Here is a 20,601-nt window from a genome sequence, read left to right as displayed (position 1 = left end):
AATCGTATTCACGACGCAATCAGGAGTTGAGTACAGCATTGACGGCACCACGTACCAATCAAGTGCAACCTTTACTGGTGTTACTGCAGGAAGTTACACAATAAAAGTACGTTCAACAACAGACAATACCTGTACAGCAACTGGAGCAGCAGTAATGCTTTACGATCCTATATGTGCAATTACAGATACTTTGGGACCAATAAATGGTTATACCGGAGCTACAACTTCTAGTGTTTTGGCAAATGATACTTTGAATGGTGTTATAGTTATTCCTTCACAAGTGATTTTGACCGGTTTGACCGTACCAACGGGATTGACTTTGAATGCTGATGGAACAATTACCATTGCCCCTCAAACGCCAGCGGGAACTTACAACGTAATTTATAGAATCTGTGAAACATTAAATCCAACGAATTGTGATACCGTTATTTCAACGGTTATTGTTGGTGGTTGTTTAGATTTTGCAATTAACGATTGCGATAACGACGGCGAAACAAACGGAACGGAAAACACAAACGGAACTGATCCAAATAATCCGTGTTCTTATACTAATGCGCCTGCCACTTCAAGTGCCGCTTATGCCACTTGGTCTGTTTTAGATTGTGATGGTGATGGAACGCCAAACGGATTGGATACAAATCCTCAAGACCCTTGCGTTTTTGTAGCGGGATCAATTCCTGTGGTTTCTAACCCAATTTGGGCGAATGCCGATTGCGATAATGATGGCGAAACAAACGGAACGGAAAACACAAACGGAACTGATCCAAATAATCCGTGTTCTTATACTAATGCGCCTGCCACTTCAAGTGCCGCTTATGCCACTTGGTCTGTTTTAGATTGTGATGGTGATGGAGTAATTAACGGAACAGAACTAGCTGACGGAACCGACGTTAATAATCCGTGTGAATCGATTAATGCTCATGCAACGGCTTTGCCTTCAACATCCTTTTTAGCGGGTGATTGTGATGGCGATGGACTTTCTAATGAAGAAGAAATTGGCGAGAATCCAAACGTTCCAAATGATTCAAATGGAAATGGAATTCCTGATTATTTAGAAATAAACAATCACAATATTTCTGATGACGATTTAGAAATATTTAATGCTGTGACTCCTAATGGAAATGGCGATAATGACATATTCGTGATTCAAAATATTCAAAATTATCCAAATAACACCGTTACTATTTTTAACAGATGGGGAGTTGTAGTTTATGAAATAGAAGGATACGGACAAAATGGAAAGTACTTTAAAGGCGTTTCAGAAGGTAGAATTACAATTAATAAAAATGAAGGGTTACCAATTGGAACTTATTTCTATGTTCTTAGATATGTCAACAATCAAGGTGTTTCTAAAGAACGTTCAGGATATTTATATTTAAACAAATAAAAAAGAAAGCACTTTTGTAAAAAAAAAGAACAAATGAAAAAAATAGTTATCACAAAGATTTTATTTCTACTAAGCCTGTGTATATACGCACAACAAGAGCCTCAATATACTCAATATATGTATAATCCAATATTAGTAAATCCCGCTTATGCTGGATCAAAGGGACATACAAGTGTTTACGGGTTGTATCGAGCACAATGGGTTGGATTGGAAGGAGCTCCCCAAACAATAAATTTTTCTATGAACAAACCAATTAATGCAAGTAAATTGGGATATGGCGTTTCAGTAATAAATGATAGAATTGGACCAAGTGATGAAGCACAGATAGCAATTGATTTATCCTATAGTCTTTTCTTCGGTAATGATTATAGATTGGCATTCGGTATTAAAACAACGGCTAACTTACTTAACATTGACTATAACCGATTAAATCAATACAATCCTGGGGAAGTTGTTTTACAAAACAATATTTCTAATCGATTTTCACCTAATATCGGAGCAGGTTTATTTTTATATAATAAAAAGGGGTATTTTGGAGTATCTACACCGATGTTGTTAGATACAAAAAAATATGATGACATTGCAAATACTGATGTAAATCAAAGATATCATTTGTATTTTATGGGTGGAAAAATATTTGATTTGGGTTCAAATATTAAATTTAAACCTGCTTTTATATCAAAAATAGTTTCAGGATCACCTGTCCAAGTTGATTTATCTACAAATTTTTTAATCAATGAAAAATTCACTCTTGGTGCTGCCTACAGATGGAGTGCGTCTTTGAGTGCTATGGCTGGCTTCCAAATTAATGATAAATTGTTTATTGGATATGGATATGATCGTGAAACTACCAAACTATCAGGATTTAATTCTGGATCTCATGAAATTTTCATGCAATTTGAACTATTTGAAAATTTCTGCAACTGTGAAACTCCTAGATTCTTCTAAAAAATTAATTATGAAAAAATATTTAATAATAGTAATAGTATCACTTTATCCCCTATTTGCGATTTCACAAAAAGCTGAATTAAAAAAGGCTGAAAATCAATTTCGAGAACAAAAATATTTTGAAGCAATTAAAAGCTATACTAATATTTTCAAAAAAGGTACAGAAACCCCTGAAGTAATAGAAAAATTAGCTCAGGCAAATTATTTTAATGCTAATTATGAACAAGCTAATGTTTGGTATTCTAAATTAGTAATGCTTGGACAAGTTATGAATGGCGAAGACTATTATAGGTATGCACAAACCCTAAAATCAGTTGGAAAAACAGACGAAGCTTTGATACAATTGGAAATTTTTAAGAAATCAAATCCAACAGAAATAAGAACCCATTTAATTAATAAAACTTCTAATGAAGAATCTCGCTTTGAGTTTTCTAATATTAAATCAATTTCAATTAATACTCAATTTTCCGACTATGGACCAGCAATAAATGGCAATAAGTTAATTTTTTCTAGCGCAAAAAATGCTTTTTTGAATAATATTACCAACGAAAGAACAAATCAATCGTTTACAAGTTTGTTTCAATCTTCAAAAAGCCCCGATGGGAATTATAGTAAACCAAAATTGTTTTCAAAAGGTAGTTTTTCAATATACAATGAAGCAACTCCTGTTTTTTCTAAAGATGGTAAAACGATGTATTATACCCAAAATCAATTTGTAAAAAAATCGAATACCAAATTAGTTAATGGTAGTTATAAATTATACAAATCCATTTTTGTTAAGAATAAATGGATAAATAAAGGCTCTGTTACTTTTGGACAAAATGATAGCATTAGAATCGCACACCCAGCACTTAGTCCTGACGGAAAGTTTCTTTATTTTGTCTCAGATAACTTAACCAAAAATGGCGAATCGGATCTTTTTAAAGTAGGTATAAACGAAGACGGGACTTTTAATCAAGTTGATAATTTAGGAGAAAAAATTAATACAGAAGGTCGAGATTCCTATCCTTTCATTACAGAAAACAATACCCTAATTTTCGCTTCAGATGGGCGTTCAGGAAAAGGAGGATTCGATTTATATTCTATTGATTTATCTGATACTAATGCACAAATAATTAGCTTAGGAGAAGTCATCAATAGTCCATATGATGATTTTGCAATGGTACTTAACAGTGATATGACTAACGGATATTACACAAGTAATAAGCCAGGTGGAAAAGGAGATGACGATATTTATTCATTTGATTTGTTAATAAAAAAGATTGTTTTAATTTCGATAAAAGGAACGGTTGTCGATGAAGAAACAAATGAAATTCAACCCAATGCCATTTTGAATTTATTAGACAATGAAAAAGTTCTTATAGCTTCAATAAAATCAGATTCAAATGGAATTTTTTTATTCAAAGATTTAAAACCAAATACTTCATATTTAATTTCCGTGAGTAAATTTGATTATCAAGAAAATTCAGTTTCGTTTGTAACCAAAGAAGTTGATTTTGAAAAGCTTATTCCTATAAAAAAGGTGGAATTACAGTTTAAATCTGTTGATGATTTAAATGAGATATTGAAACTACACAAAATTTATTTCGATTTAGGAAAATATACTTTGCGTGAGGAATCTAAAATTGTATTGGACAAAGTTGTTGAATTCCTTAATAAATATAAAACAATTAATATTGAAGTAGGCTCACACAGCGATAGTAGACAATCGGCAGTTTTAAATCAAAAATTATCTCAAAATAGAGCTGTTGCAACATTTAATTATTTAACAAGTAAGGGAATAGAAACAAATAGATTAACCTTAAAAGGTTATGGTGAAACTAAACTAATCAATAGTTGTAGTGATAATGTAAAATGTAGTGAAGAAGAACACCAGCAAAACAGAAGGAGTACATTTATAATTATAAATGTTAAGTAAAATAGTTGTCATAGTTATTAAACCATTTAAATAAATTATTGAATAATAAAAAAATGTTTTGAATTTTCAACAGCATTTTATATAAATAATATCAAATCAAAATATGATTTATTAATAGCCTCTAAAGAAATTTAGGGGTTATTTTAAGAAGTTTTTTCAACAAAATCCGCTAAAAATTCTAAGATTTGATTTGAAAATAAATCAATAGCCTTCACATAAAAACCCACTGAATTCAGTGGGTTTTTTGGTTCTTTAGTACTTCCTTTATTTTTAGCTATATAATGCTACTGCTATGGCAGAAGCCAAACGGGCATTATTTTTTATCAAAGCAATATTAGCTTCCAGACTTTCTCCTTTCGTATTTTCTGAAATAAATTTTAATAAAAATGGTGTCACCTCTTTTCCTTTTACATTTAATTTAGCAGCTTCATTTAATGCGTTTTTTATATGTTTTTCAATAGAATTTTGCTCTATTTCGAATTCTTTAGGTATTGGATTAGCAATTAACACGGCACCATTAATCCCTATATCCCATTTTGATTTCATTAAAAGTGCCATAGATTCTGGTGTGTCTAATCGCAATGGAGATTTGAATCCGCTTTTGGAAGAATAAAAACTTGGAAATTCATCTTGACCATAAGTAACCACAGGAACACCAATAGTTTCTAAATATTCCAATGTTAATCCAATATCTAAAATTGATTTTACACCAGCTGCTACAACGGCTACATTGGTATTAGCCATTTCAGTTAAATCTGCCGAAATATCCATTGTTGTTTCTGCGCCCCTGTGAACTCCACCAATTCCTCCGGTAGCAAATATCTTTATACCAACCATCGAAGCAATTCGCATCGTAGCAGCAACGGTGGTTGCTCCAGGCAATTTTTTTGAAATAACAAACGGCATGTCTCTTAAACTAACTTTCCAAACGTCTTTGGTTTGTCCAAAATATTCAATATCATCTGAAGATAAACCAACCAAACATTTACCGTCCTTTATGGCAATCGTGGCAGGAACAGCACCACATTTTCTTACCTCGTCTTCTACTAATTTTGCAGTAGCAACATTTTGTGGATAAGGCATTCCATGCGAAATAATCGTAGATTCTAATGCAACTATTGGCAAATTATTGTCCAAGGCATATTGAACCTCTGGATGGATAATTATAAAATCATTTTGACTCATTATAATATGTTTTTTTTATTTTATATAGATTTTCTTTGTTGATGGTTAGGTTAACCGATCCTTTAATTTTTAATATTTCCAAAGCTAAAGAGTGACCCAATTGTAGGGAGGTTAATTCCTCTTCATTATTTACATAACCAAATATCCAGCCGGCCAAAGCAGCATCGCCAGCTCCTGTGCTATCTGTAATTCCTATTTTTGGAACCGACAAATAGGTTGGTTTGCCATTATGATGAATCACGGATCCTTGATCTCCTTTTCTAATCCAAATTTTAGCAACACCTCTTTTATACAGATTGTCAATAAGTGTTTCTTCCTTTCCAACTTCAATAGTACTAATAGAAATAAGTTCTTCTTCATTTGGTGTTATCATATAAACGCCATCTAAATTCAAATGCGCTAATTTTGATGCTTTAGTTACCGAAACGGGCTCTATAATTAATGTTTTATTATGCATTTTTGAAAAATTAATTACCCATTGAATCGTTTTTGTTTCAAGATTTGTGTCTATTACTATCAAATCGAAGTCTTTAATAAAATTAACTTTCGATTCTAAAAAAGGTATTGTAATGTATTTTGAACTAATATCCTGACAAGCAGAAATATATAGATTTCCATCTGAATTTAAAATGGATACATATTTTCCGGTAGAATCATTGGCCACAATAGATTGGCTATATCCAATACCCATTTTTTCAAAATTTTTAGAAATAAATTGAGCATCACCATCATTACCCAAAGCAGTTATTAATGACACATTGACATCCAATAAAGCAAGATTTTGTACAATATTGCTAATAACCCCTCCTATACTCATTGACTTTTGAGCAGGATTAGAGGAACCAACAACAATTGTACTTTCACAGAAATACAATTCATCAATAAGTGTAGCACCAATACATAAAACCGATTTTGACATAAAACAAATATAAACTAATTATGCATAAATTGATCTCGATTTGTTATCAATATATTACAATTTTAGAAGATCAAAAATTCCTTAGATAATTTCCCATTTTTTTTCTATTTTTATTAAAAATAGATTTCATGAATTTTTCCACAAAACCATTACTAGTTTTAAGTTTTTTTCTTTGTTTGTTTTCTTGTAAAGCCCAAATTGGAATTCCAGCTAACTCTTCAGGAAATCAAAAAGTAATAAATGACACCGTTTTTGTGAATTTGAAAAATTATAGTAAAGATTTTGTGTATGATATGAAATATGCCACTTCGGATAATTTTTTGAAGGCCAAAGTGTATGATTGTGCGGAATGTTTTTTGCGATTAAAAACCGTTAAATCTTTGATAGATGCCAATGATTCATTTGTGAAAATGGGCTACAAAATTAAAATTTATGATTGTTACAGGCCATTAGATATTCAAAAAAGAATGTGGAAAATTGTACCAGATCCTTCTTATGTAGCTGATCCGAGAAAAGGATCTATTCATAATAGAGGAGGAGCTGTCGATATTACTTTAGTCGATGCTAATGAGACGGAGCTTAATATGGGTACGCCTTTCGATTTTTTTGGCATAGAAGCCAGTCATAATTATTATAATCTTTCACAAGAAATAAAAGACAACAGGGAATTATTAAAAAAAATAATGATACAGAACGGGTTTAATTTCATTGATTCAGAATGGTGGCATTATAACCTAGAAACAGCCTCGAACGACAAGGTTTCTAATGCGAAATGGAACTGCAAATAATTATTCTACACAATGCAAATTATCGATAAAGTAGGTTTCTGGTTCATAAACTAGGTTGTCTAGTTCTGATAGAAATTGTTTTTTGACGACATAATCTTCCATGTCAGTCAAATATTTTATTCGCATCAAGTTAACGGGAGAACTTTTCAATTCCTCAAAAGAACCTTTTAAAAACATAAAAGTGCCGGAAAGAATTCGGTTGTCAAAGCCTTTATCATCCCGAATCATTGTGCCACAATTTTCTTTGTCAATATGAATAAGGGTTATTATTTTGCCATTATTTAACTGTAAAAATAATTTAGAATTCTTGTCGAAACAATTGGCTTTCATAAAATCTTTGCTTTTTTGAAGAAGTTGCAAGTTCAATGTAGGTGTACCATCAGTCAATGCCAAACTATAAAAAATATAGCTGGTATTTCCGCCAAAATTCTTTTCAGAAATTATATATTCCTTGGTCGATTTATAGGTTCCAATGGAATCAGTGACATTGATGCTATATTCACAAGGTTTTTGTGCAAATAAGTGGTTTCCTATCAAGAAAATAATTAGTAAGGTTGCTTGTTTCATTTTTATTTTATTTTAGTACAAATTAAAACTATTTTATTGTTATTTACATCAGTTGTAAAAAAACAATATTGATTTCCGCCATCTTTAATTTTCCATTTTTTACGAATGCTTTCAACGTTGTCTGGAAAATTTCGCGTGGTAATATTTGCTTGCTTATTTTCTAAATGAGATTTCATTTCAATTTTATGGTATGGAATTGTTTTTTCAATCTCGAAAGCTCTTCCCGGAAAAGGAATTAGGGTCGAATTTGTATATAAATGGGAATGTTTATGCAGTTTATTTAGATTGTAAAAAGTTCCAACTTCATCAAACCCCCCCGATTTCATTATGGCACTATTGGGTTCGTATAAATAGTTGCAGGGTAGGCCATAGGTTGGAATTTCGGCATTTTTATCCAAAACAAATTCGAAAGTTTCTTCTTTCCCTTTTAAAATGTTGACGGTTTTAATGATTATTTCTCCAGAATAATCTTTGTGAATTTCCCATAACAATTCTTTTACTTCGTTTTCAACCGCAACAACGTGGATAGTTTTTACATTTTTCAATTCGCTTAAACCTGCGGAAATATCGAGTAGGGGAGCTGTTTTTATTAGAATATTATCAGAATATTGAAATAATAAATCAAGATTTTCGGGAACATTTGGAAAACAATCCTTTAGCATAAAAACCTTTCCTTTGGCATCGTTTCGTCTGGAAGGATCAATATAAATCCAATCCCAATTTGTGTTTGATTCAGATAAAGTTTCTATGCTGTCACCAGAATAGCAAGTAATATTCGGTATTTTTAATTGTTCGAAATTATGTTTTACTATGCTGGAGAGTTCAGGATTTATTTCGCAATGAACAACGGTGTTCATCTTTTTTGAAAAATAATAATCGTCAACACCAAAACCTCCAGTTAAATCAATCAGTCTTTCGCCAGAAACAATAGTAGCTTTATAAGAAGCTGTTTTTTCGGAGGAAGTTTGTTCTACGGAAATTTTGCTTGGATAGATAATGTTTTTGGTCGAAAACCAAGTGGGTAATTTTTCTTTTGCCTTAGTTTTTATCTCAATTTGATTCAAAATAGAAATCCAATCGACTTCTGGAAACGAATTTTTTTGGAGTGCCATTTTCGATATTGACAAACCAATATTTTTGTTTATAAAATCTTGAATTTCATTATTTAATAAAGGATTTGACAACATTAAATATTTTTTGTTACAATTTTAATAATTGCATTTTCGGGAAAGAATTCTTTTGCCACAACCTTTAAAATTGTATAAACAGGTATTGCGATTACCATTCCTATAATACCAAAAAGAAAACCACTAATAAGAATTACCAAAAATATTTCTAATGGGTGCGATTTTACACTTTTAGAAAATATAATGGGTTGCGAGAGGTTATTATCGATGATTTGAACAATCCAAAAACCAATTAATACATAAAGTGTTGTTGGTAAAATTTGAGTCTGAAAATCGCCACCTAAATTGTTGATCATAGTCAGTATAGCTGCCAAGATTGAACTAATTAGTGGGCCAATATATGGAATGATATTCAATACGGCACACAGGAATGCAATTATAAAAGCATTTTCAATACCAAAAATAAGTAATACGGCTAAATAGAAAATAAAAACTATTGATAATTGTATAGATAAACCAATAAAATAACGGCTTAGCAACTCATTTATTTTAAAAATAGAATTTAATATTTTTTCCTCGTGTTGATCTGGAAGTATTCTTTTTACAACACTTAAAAAACGAAATTTATCTTTCAAAAAGAAAAAAGTGATAAACAAAACAGATGCTAATCCCATTCCAAAACTACTCAATGCCTCTAGAATTGAATTTAAAAATTCAGGAATAAAATTAAAATTCAATCTCGAAGATAAATTTGTTTCGTCAAGTAAGTTTTCTGGATCAATAGCGTGACTCACTAAAAAATTATTGATTTCCGCTACTAATTGAGCGAGATTTGATTCGATTTCATCTGTTTTTAACAAAGATAAATTTGCACCTTGGGAGACAATCAGCGGAACAAACATCAAAATAAATCCAACAAGAATCAAAACTAAAAAAAAAACGGTAGTAATTACAGCAAATGTGTTTGAGAATTTCAATCGTCTTTTTAAAAATTCAACAATCGGATTCGTTATTAATGTCAGCACCAGAGAAACCATCAAATAAATAATAACAGTTTGGATTTGGTAAATAAAAAACAGGAGCAAAGAGATCAAAATAACAATTAATATGGTTCTTAGAATTCCGTTTGCAATTATTTTAGAAGTCATCATCTATTTTTTAGAGTATAAAGATAAAAAAACTCGCTAAATAAGTAGCGAGTTTATATTTTAAAAATAAGGAAGGATTATTGTCCTAATTAATAATTCATAACTTGTAAAGTTAAATGTCGCTTGCCATTATAGACTTTTACTGTTTATAAGCTAATTTGTAAATCAGAATTCAAACTTAATTAAAACTCTATTTCTTGATATAACAAATCAATTATTAAAAATGTAATTTATAATATTAGCCCCCATTTTTAAAGCTTTTTCGCGAACTTCAATAGGGTCGTTGTGTACTTCTGAGTCTTCCCAACCATCACCTAAATCACATTCGAAAGTATAAAGTAATACTAGTCTATTTTCTACGAAAACCCCAAAAGCTTGTGGACGTTTGCCATCATGTTCATGAATTTTTGGCAATCCATTCGAAAATAAATAGGGTTTTTCAAATAGGGGGTGATTAGTAGGAATCTCGACCAAATCAATATTTGGAAATAATTTTTTAATTTCCTTTCTAATGTATTCATCCATACCAAAGTTGTCGTCTATGTGCAGAAATCCTCCAGAAGTTAAATAATTCCTTAAATTGCTAACATCAGCATCACTAAAAACGACGTTTCCATGACCTGTAAGGTGAACAAAAGGATAGGAAAATAAATCGGGGCTGCTAGGTTCGACTAATCCTGGCTTCGATTTTATTTTGGTGTTGATATTGGCATTGCAATATTTTATCAAGTTGGATAATGAGGTTGGATTAGCATACCAATCACCACCTCCGCTATATTTTACCAAAGCAATTTCTTGGGAAAATGAAGCGACGGAAGCAAGTAGTAATAGATGAAAAATTCTTTTCATAATTTTTAATAAATAACCAAATTTCAAAAGGTTTTAAAAATCTTAGAGATTTAAAATTACAAATCTTCATTAACGAAAACCACACTATGACATGCCACAATAGCAGCGGTTTCTGTTCGTAATCTCGTGTTCCCCAAAGATACTGGAACATAGTTGTTCGCGAGTGCCAAAGCGATTTCTTTTTCCGAAAAATCCCCTTCAGGACCAATGAGTAAAGTAACACTTTCATTGGGTTTCAAAACCGATTTTAAAGATTTCTTGTCGGTTTCCTCACAATGAGCAATCAGTTGAAACCCTTTATTTTCGAGTTTAATGAACTCTTTGAAACTTATTGCTTCGTTGAGTTTTGGAAGAAACAACACATTCGATTGTTTCATTGCCGTTAATATTATTTTATCTAATCTTTCCAAATTTACTACTTTTCTTTCGGAGCGATCACAGAAAATAGGTGTGATTTCGTGAATCCCAATTTCGGTTGCTTTTTCTAAAAACCATTCAAATCGATCATTCATTTTTGTTGGTGCTACAGCTAAATGTAAATGGTATTTTGAAGGTGTTGCTTTTTCAAAAGAAAGAATTTGTACGGTACATTTATTGTCCGAAGCTAATGTGATTTCAGTTTTAAATAATAATCCTAAACCATTTGTAACATGTAATATATCAGTGTCTTTTTTACGTAATACTTTAATTATATGTTTACTTTCTTCTTTGTCAAAAAAAAAGTTTTCGGTGGTTTCGTTTATTGTTGGATTATAGAATAATTGCATAATTTAAAATTGAATTCGTGCTTTGGAAACTACAGCAGAGGTTTCGAAATTTTGTAATAAAAACTTTTGATAACCTACAATTCCAATCATTGCGGCATTATCGGTGGTGTATTCAAATTTTGGTATGAAGGTTTTCCATCCATATTTTTTTTCGGCTTCCGCCAATGTGTTTCTTATTCCTGAATTTGCCGAAACTCCACCGCCAATAGCGACTTGTTTAATCCCGGTTTCCTTTACGGCTAATTTTAATTTATCCATCAAAATTTCGATAATCGTATATTGGATGGAAGCGCAAATATCGTTTAGGTTTTCGTCAATAAAATTGGGGTTTTCTATTTTTTTCTTCTGAATAAAATACAAAATTGCGGTTTTCAATCCGGAAAAACTAAAATCTAATCCTGGAACTTTTGGTTTAGTAAAAGCAAAAGCTTTTGGATTCCCAAGCTTTGCATATTTATCAACCAAAGGACCGCCAGGATAGGGGAGACCAAGTATTTTTGCACTTTTATCAAAAGCTTCTCCCACAGCATCATCGGTGGTTTCTCCAATAATTTGCATATCAAAAAAGTCGTTGACTTTCACAATTTGGGTATGACCTCCAGAAATGGTCAAGGCCAGAAATGGAAATATTGGCTTTTCGTTTCCGTCATCGTCAATAAAGTGAGCCAATATATGGGCTTGCAAGTGATTCACAGCAATTAATGGAATTTGTAATGCCAATGCCAATGATTTCGCAAAAGAACTCCCCACAAGTAGCGAACCCATTAATCCGGGGCCTTGGGTAAACGCAATTGCTGATAACTGTTCTTTATTAATATTTGCTTTGCGTAATGCAGCATCAATAACTGGAACAATATTTTGTTGGTGTGCACGAGAAGCAAGTTCAGGAACAACACCGCCATATTGATTGTGAATCAGTTGATTGGCAATAACATTCGATAATACTTTATCGTTATATAAAACCGCTGCTGCTGTATCGTCACAAGAACTTTCGATAGCAAGAATAAAAACCTCGGTATTTTGCATAAAACGGCACAAATTTTGAATTATATTTGACAAACCGTATTTTAAAATTTACGGTGGTGGCAAAATTAAAGAATTTTTATTTAAACGGCTCCAGTTTCTTTAGCCAAAATAAATAATGAAAAGAAAAATAAAAAAACAAGCAGTATCAAAAAAATAGATAAAATAGCAACTATTAAAAAAATTTTAAAAATAGCACACCGTTCCTTTCTTGGAATTATACTGCTATTATTGGCACTTGGTATTGCTCTTTCTTTACCTTTCGTTCAAACAAAAATTGCTCAATATTTTACACAAAGCATCAATAAGGACTTTGGAACAAATATTTCTATTGATGAAGTGTCAATCTCTATTTTTGGAGGAGTTAAACTCAAAAAATTCTTGATTTTAGATCACCATAAAGATACTTTAATTTATGTAAATAGAATTAAAACAAATTTATTGGACGGAAAAAAATTGCTTGACGGTGATTTAATTTTTGGTGGTATTGGCTTGGATGGAATGTTACTTAATTTGAAAACTTACAAGAAAGAGAACGAAACGAACATTGATGTTTTTATCAATGCTTTTGACACAGGAAAACCAACCGGGAAACATTTTTTACTGACCGCTATAAATGTTAAGATTACAAATAGCCATTTTATTCTAACTGATGAAAATAGAGTAATCCCCAAGGATGTAGATTTTACTAAACTCAATGCTTCAATTAGTGATTTTAAACTGTATGGGCCAGCCGTAAACACCATAATAAACAAATTATCATTTCTGGATCATCGCGGAATATTTGTAGTTAATTTAAGTTCAAAATTTAGCTACACAAAAAAAAGAATACAATTAGAAAACCTTGATTTGCTGACCAAAGAATCTAAAATAAAGGGAACGGTTTATTTAAATTATAAAATTGAAGATTTTCAGGATTTCAACAATAAAGTTAAGTTCGATGCTAAAATCAATTCTTCATCTATAGGTTCAAATGACATTCGATGCTTTTATAAAGAATTGGGAAAAAACCAGATTTTCAATGTTAAAACGAATATCAAAGGAACTTTGAACGATTTAAATCTATCGAATTTGAGGTTAATTGATTCCAAAAATTCCCAGATAATGGGATTTATAAATTTCAAAAATCTTTTTCCAAAAAATGAGCAGAAATTCTATATGAATGGTAAATTTAAGAAACTTTATTCTACTTATGATGATCTTGTCACTTTGCTTCCGAATATTTTGGGAAAGAAATTACCAAATAATATAAATAAACTTGGGGCCTTTACAATAATTGGAAATACTCAAGTAACACAAGCTTCTGTTACTGCTAATTTTTCTATGACAACTGCTTTAGGAAAAGTACAATCCGATTTTTCAATGAAAAACATTGACTTCATTGACAATGCTTCTTATACCGGGAATGTTGTTTTGGAGAATTTTGATATTGGTACATTTTTGGATAGAAAGGACATTGGAAAAGTAAGTATGAATATCGATGTTGCCGGTGTTGGTTTTTCTGAAAAATATTTGAATTCGTCAGTCATAGGAGCTATTACGCAAATGGATTTTAATAATTATTCCTATAGCAATGTTGTTTTAAACGGTAATTTTAAAAAAGATTTATACAAAGGACAGGTGTCGGTAAACGATCCTAATTTGAACATGACTTTTGATGGATTAGTTGATATGAGCAAAAAAGAAAGTGAATATGATTTTCATGTCAATATTGAAACTGCCGATTTTTATAAATTAAAGTTTGTAAAAGATTCTATTTCTCTTTTTAAGGGTGATGTGGTTGCACAAGTTTCGGGAAACTCAATTGAAAATTTATATGGTGATATAATCATTAAAAAAACTTCCTATCAAAACACAAAAGGAATCTATGACTTTGACGATTTTACTATAAATTCTACTTTAGATAGTAGTCAAATTCGAAATATTGAATTTCATTCCCCTGATATTGTGGAAGGAGAAATTGTTGGAAAATTCCAGTTTAAGCAATTAAATAATTTGATGATTAATTCACTGGGAAGTCTTTATGCCAATTACAAACCAATTAAGGTTAGTAAAGGGCAATTTTTGAAATTCAATTTTACCATTTATAATAAAATCGTAGAGATTTTTTATCCGGAAATTGCCATTGGTTCTAATACGTTTGTCAAAGGAAATATAAATTCTGACAATCAAGAGTTTAAGCTCAATTTTAATTCACCACAAATTGTTGCTTCCGAAAACACTTTTGACAATATTAGAGTTAAAATTGACAACAAAAACCTACTTTATAATGCTTACATAGAACTGGACAGTATTAAAAGTAAGTATTACAAACTTCGTGATTTTAGTTTGATAAATGTCACCATGAAAGACACTTTGTACTTTAGATCAGAGTTTAAAGGAGGCTCAAAAGGAGAAGATTATTTTAATCTGAACTTGTATCATACTATTAATAAGGATAATAATAATGTTGTTGGTATTAGTAAATCTGAAGTGAAAATTAAGGATTATTTATGGTATTTGAATGAAAAAGACGAATCAAATAATCAAATAGTCTTTGATAAGGCATTCGAAAATTTCAATTTTAATGACATAATAATGTCTCATGAAAATCAAGAAATTTCATTTAAAGGTGACATAAAAGGTAGTGCATACAAAGATTTTAAATTAAAGTTAAAGGATGTCGATTTAAATCAAATTACACCTACAGATTATGCATTTACATTTAACGGAAACGTAAATGCAGATGTAATTTATAAACAGAATAATACAATATTTGAGTTGCCAGCTTCTATAAAAATCGATCATTTAAATATAAATAAAACGGATTTAGGTGATTTAAATTTAGATGTTGTTGGAGATGAATCTTTCAAAAAATTCGCTTTGACCGCGAACATCAAGAATGAAAAATTAGAGTCTTTTAATGCCAATGGAAATTTTGAAATTGGGAACAACGAAACAATCTTGGATTTGAAATTAAACTTCGAAAAATTTAATCTAGGAATATTAAGCTCAATTGGTGGCGATGTGTTATCTAAAATAAGGGGATTTGCTTCAGGAAATGCAGCTATTGGAGGAAATCTCAAAAAACCTGAAATAAATGGGCGTCTTTATGTAGATAATGCGGGAATGACAATTCCGTATTTGAATGTTGACTACGCATTAAGCGACAGGACAATTGTTGATTTAACAGAAGAAAGATTCCTATTAAGAAACAATATTCTCACCGACACTAAATATGGCACAAAAGGGACTTTAAACGGTAGTATTGGGCATAATGTTTTTTCGGATTGGAAATTAGATTTAGTAATTAACTCAAAAAGATTATTGGTTCTTGATACAAAAGACCATGAAGATGCAGCCTATTATGGTATAGCATATATAAATGGGAAGGCAACAATCAAAGGGCCAACAGATGGTTTATTTATAAAAGTGGATGCAAAATCGGATAAAGATTCGTCACTAAAAATCCCTATTAATGATGCTGAAAATGTAAGTGAAAATGATTTTATCCATTTTTTGAGTGCTAAAGAAAAATACAACATTAAAAAAGGTATTGTTGATGATGTAAAAAAATACAAAGGACTTGAACTTGAATTTGACCTTGACATTACCCCAAATGCTGAAGTTGAAGTAATCTTGGACCGGACTTCTGGACATGGAATGAAAGGGAGAGGGAATGGAACATTATTATTTAAAATAAATACGCTTGGAAAATTTAATATGTGGGGCGATTTTCAGGCTTATGAAGGAACTTATAATTTTAAATATGGTGGAATTGTCGATAGAAAATTTGACGTGAAAAAAGGAGGTTATATTTCTTGGGAAGGTGATCCAATGAAAGCACGATTGAATTTAGAGTCTGTATATAAAACATCAGCTAATCCTACCGTATTATTAGAAAATTCTTCATTTAATCAAAAAGTGCCTGTTGAATTAATTATAGGTATTAAAGGTGATTTAGCAAGTCCTGAACCCGATTTTAATTTTGAATTTCCAACGGTTAGCAATGTTTTAAAATCGGAGATTCAGTACAAATTGAACGATAAGGATGTAAGACAAACCCAGGCTTTGTATTTATTGTCAACTGGGGGGTTTCTTAGTCCGGAAGGAGTAAGTCAGTCTGATTTTTCTAGAAGTTTGTTTGATACAGCCGCAAACATGTTGGGCAGTATTATTAAAACCAACAACGATAAATTTACAGTAGACCTTAATATTATAGCTGCCGATAAAAGAATAGGAAATGAGACTGATGGTAGATTTGTAGCGTCGATTTCATCTAAGCTCAACGAAAGGTTTACTATAAATGGAAAAGTTGGAGTTCCTTTTGGAGGAATCAGTGAAACCGCAGTTGTGGGTGATCTTGAAATATTGTACAGAGTAAATGAAGACGGAACACTCAACTTGCGAATGTTTAACAAAGAAAACGACATTAGTTACATAGGAGAAGGAATTGGATACACACAAGGGTTTGGGGTGACTTATGAAGTTGATTTTAATACTTTCAAAGAACTTGCAAATAAAATATTTAAAAATATTAAAATCGAAAAAGCTACAAAATCAAATGCAGTTGACCAAGATTCAAGTATTTCTCCAGAAATGATAAATTCGTCTAAATCTAAAAAACCAAACACCAAAAACCAAACATCAAATCTAGATAGATTAGTTCCTGACGAAGATTAAATTAATGGGAAAATCATTTACATATAGGTACTACTTAATTCTTTGGAATGCTAGCACTACTGTTTTTTATTTTTTTATTTACTAATGAATAACATTTATATCTGTTAATAAGAAACTTATTAACGATAACGTTTGAATTCAGCGCGATTTTCTAATTTATTATAAACACAGCCCCAAAAGTGCTTGATGTTTGTTAATTTTACACTTTTAACACCTAAATAATGCCAAAAAAAATAAAAAAAATTGGAGTCCTAACCTCTGGAGGAGATTCACCAGGAATGAACGCAGCTATAAGATCAGTAGTTAGAACTTGTGCTTATCACAATGTACAATGCGTAGGTATTTATAGAGGATACCAAGGGATGATTGAAGGAGACTTCAAAGATATGGGTGCAAGAACAGTGCATAATATTATTAATAAAGGAGGAACCGTACTTAAATCGGCTCGATCTTTAGAATTTATGACTGTCGAAGGTCGTAAAATAGCACACGAACATCTTCTTAAAGCCGGAGTTGACGCCTTAGTAGTTATAGGTGGAGACGGAAGTTTCACAGGTGCAGAAATTTTCAATAAAGAATTTAATTTTCCGGTAATGGGAATTCCAGGAACAATTGACAATGATATTTTTGGAACTAGTCATACACTAGGTTACGACACTGCATTAAACACAGTTGTAGATGTAATCGATAAAATTCGTGATACAGCGAGTTCACATAACCGATTATTTTTTGTTGAAGTTATGGGGCGTGATGCTGGTCACATCGCTCTAAACGCAGGAATTGGAGCTGGAGCTGAAGAAATATTAATTCCTGAAGAAAATTTAGGATTAGAAAGATTATTAGAATCACTCAAAAAAAGTAAAGCATCCGGAAAATCATCTAGTATTGTTGTTATTGCCGAAGGAGATAAAATAGGTAAAAACGTTTTCGAATTAAAAGATTATGTGGAAGCAAATTTACCCGAATATGAAGTTCGAGTTTCAGTTTTGGGGCACATGCAACGTGGTGGAGCACCATCCTGTTTCGATAGAGTTCTTGCCAGTAGATTAGGCGTAAAAGCGGTTGAATCTTTACTAGAAGGAAAAACAAATTTTATGGTAGGAATGCTCAATGACAAAGTCGCACTGACACCATTAATACAAGCTATTAAAGGAAACACACAAATTGATAGAGAATTACTAAGGGTTTCTGAAATAATGTCTATATAAAAAATGTTCGAGGTTTAGGTGTTCAAAGTTGAATAGCAAATGAGCCTTAAACTTGATTAAAAAGTAATTAATAAACGATTAAATAAAAAAAGAATGTCAAAAGTAAAATTAGGAATAAATGGTTTTGGAAGAATTGGAAGAATTGTTTTTAGAGAATCTTTCAATAGAGACAACGTAGAAGTTGTTGCAATCAATGATTTATTAGATGTAGATCACTTAGCCTATTTATTAAAATACGATTCAGTCCACGGCCGTTTTAATGGAACAGTTGAAGTAAAAGAAGGTAAATTATTTGTAAACGGAAAAAATATTCGTATTACAGCTGAAAGAAACCCATCTGACTTGAAATGGAATGAAGTAAATGTTGATGTAGTTGCTGAATGTACCGGTTTCTTTACAACTATCGAAACTGCAAACGAGCATATCAAAGGTGGTGCGAAAAAAGTAATTATTTCTGCTCCTTCAGCTGATGCGCCAATGTTTGTAATGGGTGTAAACCATGAATCTGCAAAAGCTTCTGATTTAATCATTTCAAATGCTTCTTGCACAACAAACTGTTTAGCTCCATTAGCTAAAGTTATTAATGATAATTTTGGAATTGTTGAAGCTTTGATGACTACTGTTCATGCTACAACTTCAACTCAAATGACTACCGATGGTCCTTCTAGAAAAGACTGGAGAGGTGGACGTGCTGCTTCATGCAACATCATCCCGTCTTCTACAGGTGCTGCAAAAGCAGTTGGAAAAGTTATTCCAGAATTAAACGGAAAATTAACAGGTATGTCGATGCGTGTTCCTACTACTGACGTTTCTGTTGTTGATTTAACTGTGAAAGTGGCAAAAGAAACTTCTTACGAAGAAATAATGGCTGCTTTAAAATTAGCTGCTGAAACTACAATGAAAGGAGTTATGGGATTCACTGAAGATTTAGTTGTTTCTCAAGATTTCGTTTCCGATTCAAGAACTTCAATTATTGACGCTAATGCTGGAATTGGATTAAACTCTACTTTCTTCAAAATCATTTCTTGGTATGATAATGAATACGGATATTCGAGTAAATTAATCGATTTGTCAGTTCATATTTCAGGATTAAAATAATTTAATATACTTACACAATCCCGTTCACTTATGTTGATAGGATTTTTTTTAACTAACCAAACAACCATTTTTTTTAGCTTTTATTAACACTAAAATCTAAAAATTTAATTCCAAATTAAGATGAGATTATTAGTTGATAGTGGCTCCACAAAAGCCGATTGGATTGCAATTGATGATGATGGAAAAGTATTGTTCACCACCCAAACTTTAGGATTGAATCCTGAAACACTTGATGGAAACGAAATTGTTGAGCGCTTGAACGATCGTTTTGATATTATGCAAAACAAAGACAAAGCAACACACCTTTTCTTTTATGGTGCAGGTTGCGGAACCGATAGAATGAAAATTTCTTTGTCAAGAGTTTTTCAAGAATATTTTTCCAATGCTATTATTTCTGTTCATGAAGATACGTATGCAGCAGTTTATGCAACAACTCCAAAAGGGGAAAAAGCCATAGTAAGCATCCTTGGAACGGGGTCAAATTGTAGTTATTTTGACGGAAAAGTTTTACATCAAAAAGTGCAGTCGTTAGGATATATTGTAATGGATGATTGCAGCGGTAATGTTTTTGGAAAAGAATTAATCAGAAAATATTATTTTAATAAAATGCCAAAGGAATTGGCTGTCGAATTTGAAAAAGAATATAATTTAGATCCGGATTTTATTAAAAATAAATTATACAAAGAACTAAATCCAAACGCTTATTTGGCCACTTTTGCAAAGTTCCTAATCCAAAATAAAGATACCGAATTTTGTAAAAAAATTATTTTCAAGGGAATGAAGTCTTTTGTAAAAAACTACATACGTCAATATGACAATTGCAAAGAAGTTCCTGTACATTTTGTAGGCTCTATAGCTTTCTACTTAAAGGATGAATTACAAATTACATTTGATAAATATGAAATGAAATTAGGAAATGTTTTAAGAAGACCTATAGATGGACTTATTGCTTATCATATCACTAACAAATAAAACGATACAAACCTGGCCTAAAAAGTTAGGTTTTT

Annotated in this window: 16 protein-coding genes; 8 read left to right on the top strand and 8 right to left on the bottom strand. The window is 31.5% G+C overall.

Features of this window, described 5'->3' with window-relative positions:
- The 3 genes from AABM59_RS09220 to AABM59_RS09210 all read left to right on the top strand — a co-directional run.
- Positions 1 to 1,387 (top strand): gliding motility-associated C-terminal domain-containing protein (locus AABM59_RS09220; RefSeq protein WP_338408677.1); only part of this gene is annotated, 1,387 nt, incomplete at its 5' end.
- A gap of 33 nt (positions 1,388 to 1,420) precedes the next feature.
- Positions 1,421 to 2,335: a type IX secretion system membrane protein PorP/SprF gene (locus AABM59_RS09215; RefSeq protein WP_338408676.1), complete on the top strand. Its 915-nt coding sequence runs from the start codon at positions 1,421 to 1,423 to the stop codon at positions 2,333 to 2,335.
- 10 nt (positions 2,336 to 2,345) lie between these two features.
- The gene (locus AABM59_RS09210; RefSeq protein WP_338408675.1) at positions 2,346 to 4,253 is read left to right on the top strand and encodes an OmpA family protein; all 1,908 of its coding nucleotides are present in this window, start codon (positions 2,346 to 2,348) and stop codon (positions 4,251 to 4,253) included.
- Positions 4,254 to 4,523: 270 nt separating this feature from the next.
- Here AABM59_RS09210 and AABM59_RS09205 read toward each other — a convergent pair whose 3' ends face one another.
- Together AABM59_RS09205 and AABM59_RS09200 are read right to left on the bottom strand one after the other, a co-directional pair.
- Positions 4,524 to 5,438 carry a pseudouridine-5'-phosphate glycosidase gene (locus AABM59_RS09205; RefSeq protein WP_338408674.1) on the bottom strand — a complete coding sequence of 305 codons (915 nt, stop codon included), beginning with the start codon at positions 5,436 to 5,438 and terminating at the stop codon, positions 4,524 to 4,526.
- The gene (locus AABM59_RS09200) at positions 5,425 to 6,357 is read right to left on the bottom strand and encodes a PfkB family carbohydrate kinase (protein WP_338408673.1); all 933 of its coding nucleotides are present in this window, start codon (positions 6,355 to 6,357) and stop codon (positions 5,425 to 5,427) included. Before AABM59_RS09200 ends, AABM59_RS09205 begins: the two co-directional genes overlap by 14 nt.
- 128 nt (positions 6,358 to 6,485) lie before the next feature.
- On the opposite strand from AABM59_RS09200, the gene AABM59_RS09195 reads away from it, so the two are divergent.
- On the top strand, positions 6,486 to 7,145 hold the full coding sequence (locus tag AABM59_RS09195) for a M15 family metallopeptidase (protein WP_338408672.1): 660 nt from the start codon (positions 6,486 to 6,488) through the stop codon (positions 7,143 to 7,145).
- On the opposite strand, the gene AABM59_RS09190 is transcribed toward AABM59_RS09195, so the two are convergent.
- The 6 genes from AABM59_RS09190 to tsaD form a co-directional block, all read right to left on the bottom strand.
- Positions 7,146 to 7,712, bottom strand: coding sequence for a hypothetical protein (locus tag AABM59_RS09190; protein WP_338408671.1), 567 nt, complete (start codon positions 7,710 to 7,712; stop codon positions 7,146 to 7,148).
- A gap of 2 nt (positions 7,713 to 7,714) precedes the next feature.
- Positions 7,715 to 8,896 carry a class I SAM-dependent methyltransferase gene (locus AABM59_RS09185; protein ID WP_338408678.1) on the bottom strand — a complete coding sequence of 394 codons (1,182 nt, stop codon included), beginning with the start codon at positions 8,894 to 8,896 and terminating at the stop codon, positions 7,715 to 7,717.
- Between the two features lie 2 nt (positions 8,897 to 8,898).
- Complete coding sequence (locus AABM59_RS09180) at positions 8,899 to 9,990, bottom strand: AI-2E family transporter (RefSeq protein ID WP_338408670.1); 1,092 nt, start codon at positions 9,988 to 9,990, stop codon at positions 8,899 to 8,901.
- Positions 9,991 to 10,197: 207 nt separating this feature from the next.
- The gene (locus AABM59_RS09175) at positions 10,198 to 10,836 is read right to left on the bottom strand and encodes a DUF4159 domain-containing protein (RefSeq protein ID WP_338408669.1); all 639 of its coding nucleotides are present in this window, start codon (positions 10,834 to 10,836) and stop codon (positions 10,198 to 10,200) included.
- 56 nt (positions 10,837 to 10,892) lie between these two features.
- Positions 10,893 to 11,603, bottom strand: coding sequence for a 16S rRNA (uracil(1498)-N(3))-methyltransferase (locus AABM59_RS09170; protein WP_338408668.1), 711 nt, complete (start codon positions 11,601 to 11,603; stop codon positions 10,893 to 10,895).
- Between the two features lie 3 nt (positions 11,604 to 11,606).
- Positions 11,607 to 12,629, bottom strand: a complete 1,023-nt coding sequence (gene tsaD / locus AABM59_RS09165) for a tRNA (adenosine(37)-N6)-threonylcarbamoyltransferase complex transferase subunit TsaD (RefSeq protein WP_338408667.1) — start codon at positions 12,627 to 12,629, stop codon at positions 11,607 to 11,609.
- 228 nt (positions 12,630 to 12,857) lie between these two features.
- Here tsaD and AABM59_RS09160 point away from each other — a divergent pair, with 228 nt between their 5' ends.
- The 4 genes from AABM59_RS09160 to AABM59_RS09145 all read left to right on the top strand — a co-directional run bounded on the left by AABM59_RS09160 (position 12,858) and on the right by AABM59_RS09145 (position 20,566).
- Positions 12,858 to 17,288 (top strand): translocation/assembly module TamB domain-containing protein, encoded by a 4,431-nt coding sequence (locus tag AABM59_RS09160; RefSeq protein WP_338408666.1) that lies wholly within the window; start codon positions 12,858 to 12,860, stop codon positions 17,286 to 17,288.
- A 221-nt stretch (positions 17,289 to 17,509) separates the two neighbouring features.
- Positions 17,510 to 18,496, top strand: coding sequence for a 6-phosphofructokinase (gene pfkA / locus AABM59_RS09155; RefSeq protein WP_338408665.1), 987 nt, complete (start codon positions 17,510 to 17,512; stop codon positions 18,494 to 18,496).
- Positions 18,497 to 18,589: 93 nt separating this feature from the next.
- A complete protein-coding gene (gene gap, locus AABM59_RS09150) occupies positions 18,590 to 19,594 on the top strand; it encodes a type I glyceraldehyde-3-phosphate dehydrogenase (RefSeq protein WP_338408664.1) in 1,005 nt (334 codons plus the stop codon).
- A gap of 120 nt (positions 19,595 to 19,714) precedes the next feature.
- Positions 19,715 to 20,566, top strand: a complete 852-nt coding sequence (locus AABM59_RS09145; protein ID WP_338408663.1) for an N-acetylglucosamine kinase — start codon at positions 19,715 to 19,717, stop codon at positions 20,564 to 20,566.
- Positions 20,567 to 20,601 lie beyond the last annotated feature (35 nt).

Origin of the sequence: uncultured Flavobacterium sp., from assembly GCF_963925185.1 — a bacterium.
Classification (GTDB): Bacteria; Bacteroidota; Bacteroidia; order Flavobacteriales; family Flavobacteriaceae; genus Flavobacterium.
The sequence above is the reverse complement of the archived record's forward strand: the minus strand, read 5'-3'. Positions and strand labels throughout refer to the sequence as shown.

What these genes read in the sequence shown, in the direction of transcription:
- AABM59_RS09205 (WP_338408674.1), bottom strand. Translation starts at nt 5,438, where the DNA reads ATGAGTCAAAATGATTTTATAATTATCCATCCAGAGGTTCAATATGCC.
- AABM59_RS09195 (WP_338408672.1), top strand. Translation starts at nt 6,486, where the DNA reads ATGAATTTTTCCACAAAACCATTACTAGTTTTAAGTTTTTTTCTTTGT.
- AABM59_RS09180 (WP_338408670.1), bottom strand. Translation starts at nt 9,990, where the DNA reads ATGATGACTTCTAAAATAATTGCAAACGGAATTCTAAGAACCATATTA.
- AABM59_RS09210 (WP_338408675.1), top strand. Translation starts at nt 2,346, where the DNA reads ATGAAAAAATATTTAATAATAGTAATAGTATCACTTTATCCCCTATTT.
- AABM59_RS09200 (WP_338408673.1), bottom strand. Translation starts at nt 6,357, where the DNA reads ATGTCAAAATCGGTTTTATGTATTGGTGCTACACTTATTGATGAATTG.
- pfkA (WP_338408665.1), top strand. Translation starts at nt 17,510, where the DNA reads ATGCCAAAAAAAATAAAAAAAATTGGAGTCCTAACCTCTGGAGGAGAT.
- AABM59_RS09175 (WP_338408669.1), bottom strand. Translation starts at nt 10,836, where the DNA reads ATGAAAAGAATTTTTCATCTATTACTACTTGCTTCCGTCGCTTCATTT.
- AABM59_RS09145 (WP_338408663.1), top strand. Translation starts at nt 19,715, where the DNA reads ATGAGATTATTAGTTGATAGTGGCTCCACAAAAGCCGATTGGATTGCA.
- tsaD (WP_338408667.1), bottom strand. Translation starts at nt 12,629, where the DNA reads ATGCAAAATACCGAGGTTTTTATTCTTGCTATCGAAAGTTCTTGTGAC.
- AABM59_RS09170 (WP_338408668.1), bottom strand. Translation starts at nt 11,603, where the DNA reads ATGCAATTATTCTATAATCCAACAATAAACGAAACCACCGAAAACTTT.
- AABM59_RS09215 (WP_338408676.1), top strand. Translation starts at nt 1,421, where the DNA reads ATGAAAAAAATAGTTATCACAAAGATTTTATTTCTACTAAGCCTGTGT.
- gap (WP_338408664.1), top strand. Translation starts at nt 18,590, where the DNA reads ATGTCAAAAGTAAAATTAGGAATAAATGGTTTTGGAAGAATTGGAAGA.
- AABM59_RS09190 (WP_338408671.1), bottom strand. Translation starts at nt 7,712, where the DNA reads ATGAAACAAGCAACCTTACTAATTATTTTCTTGATAGGAAACCACTTA.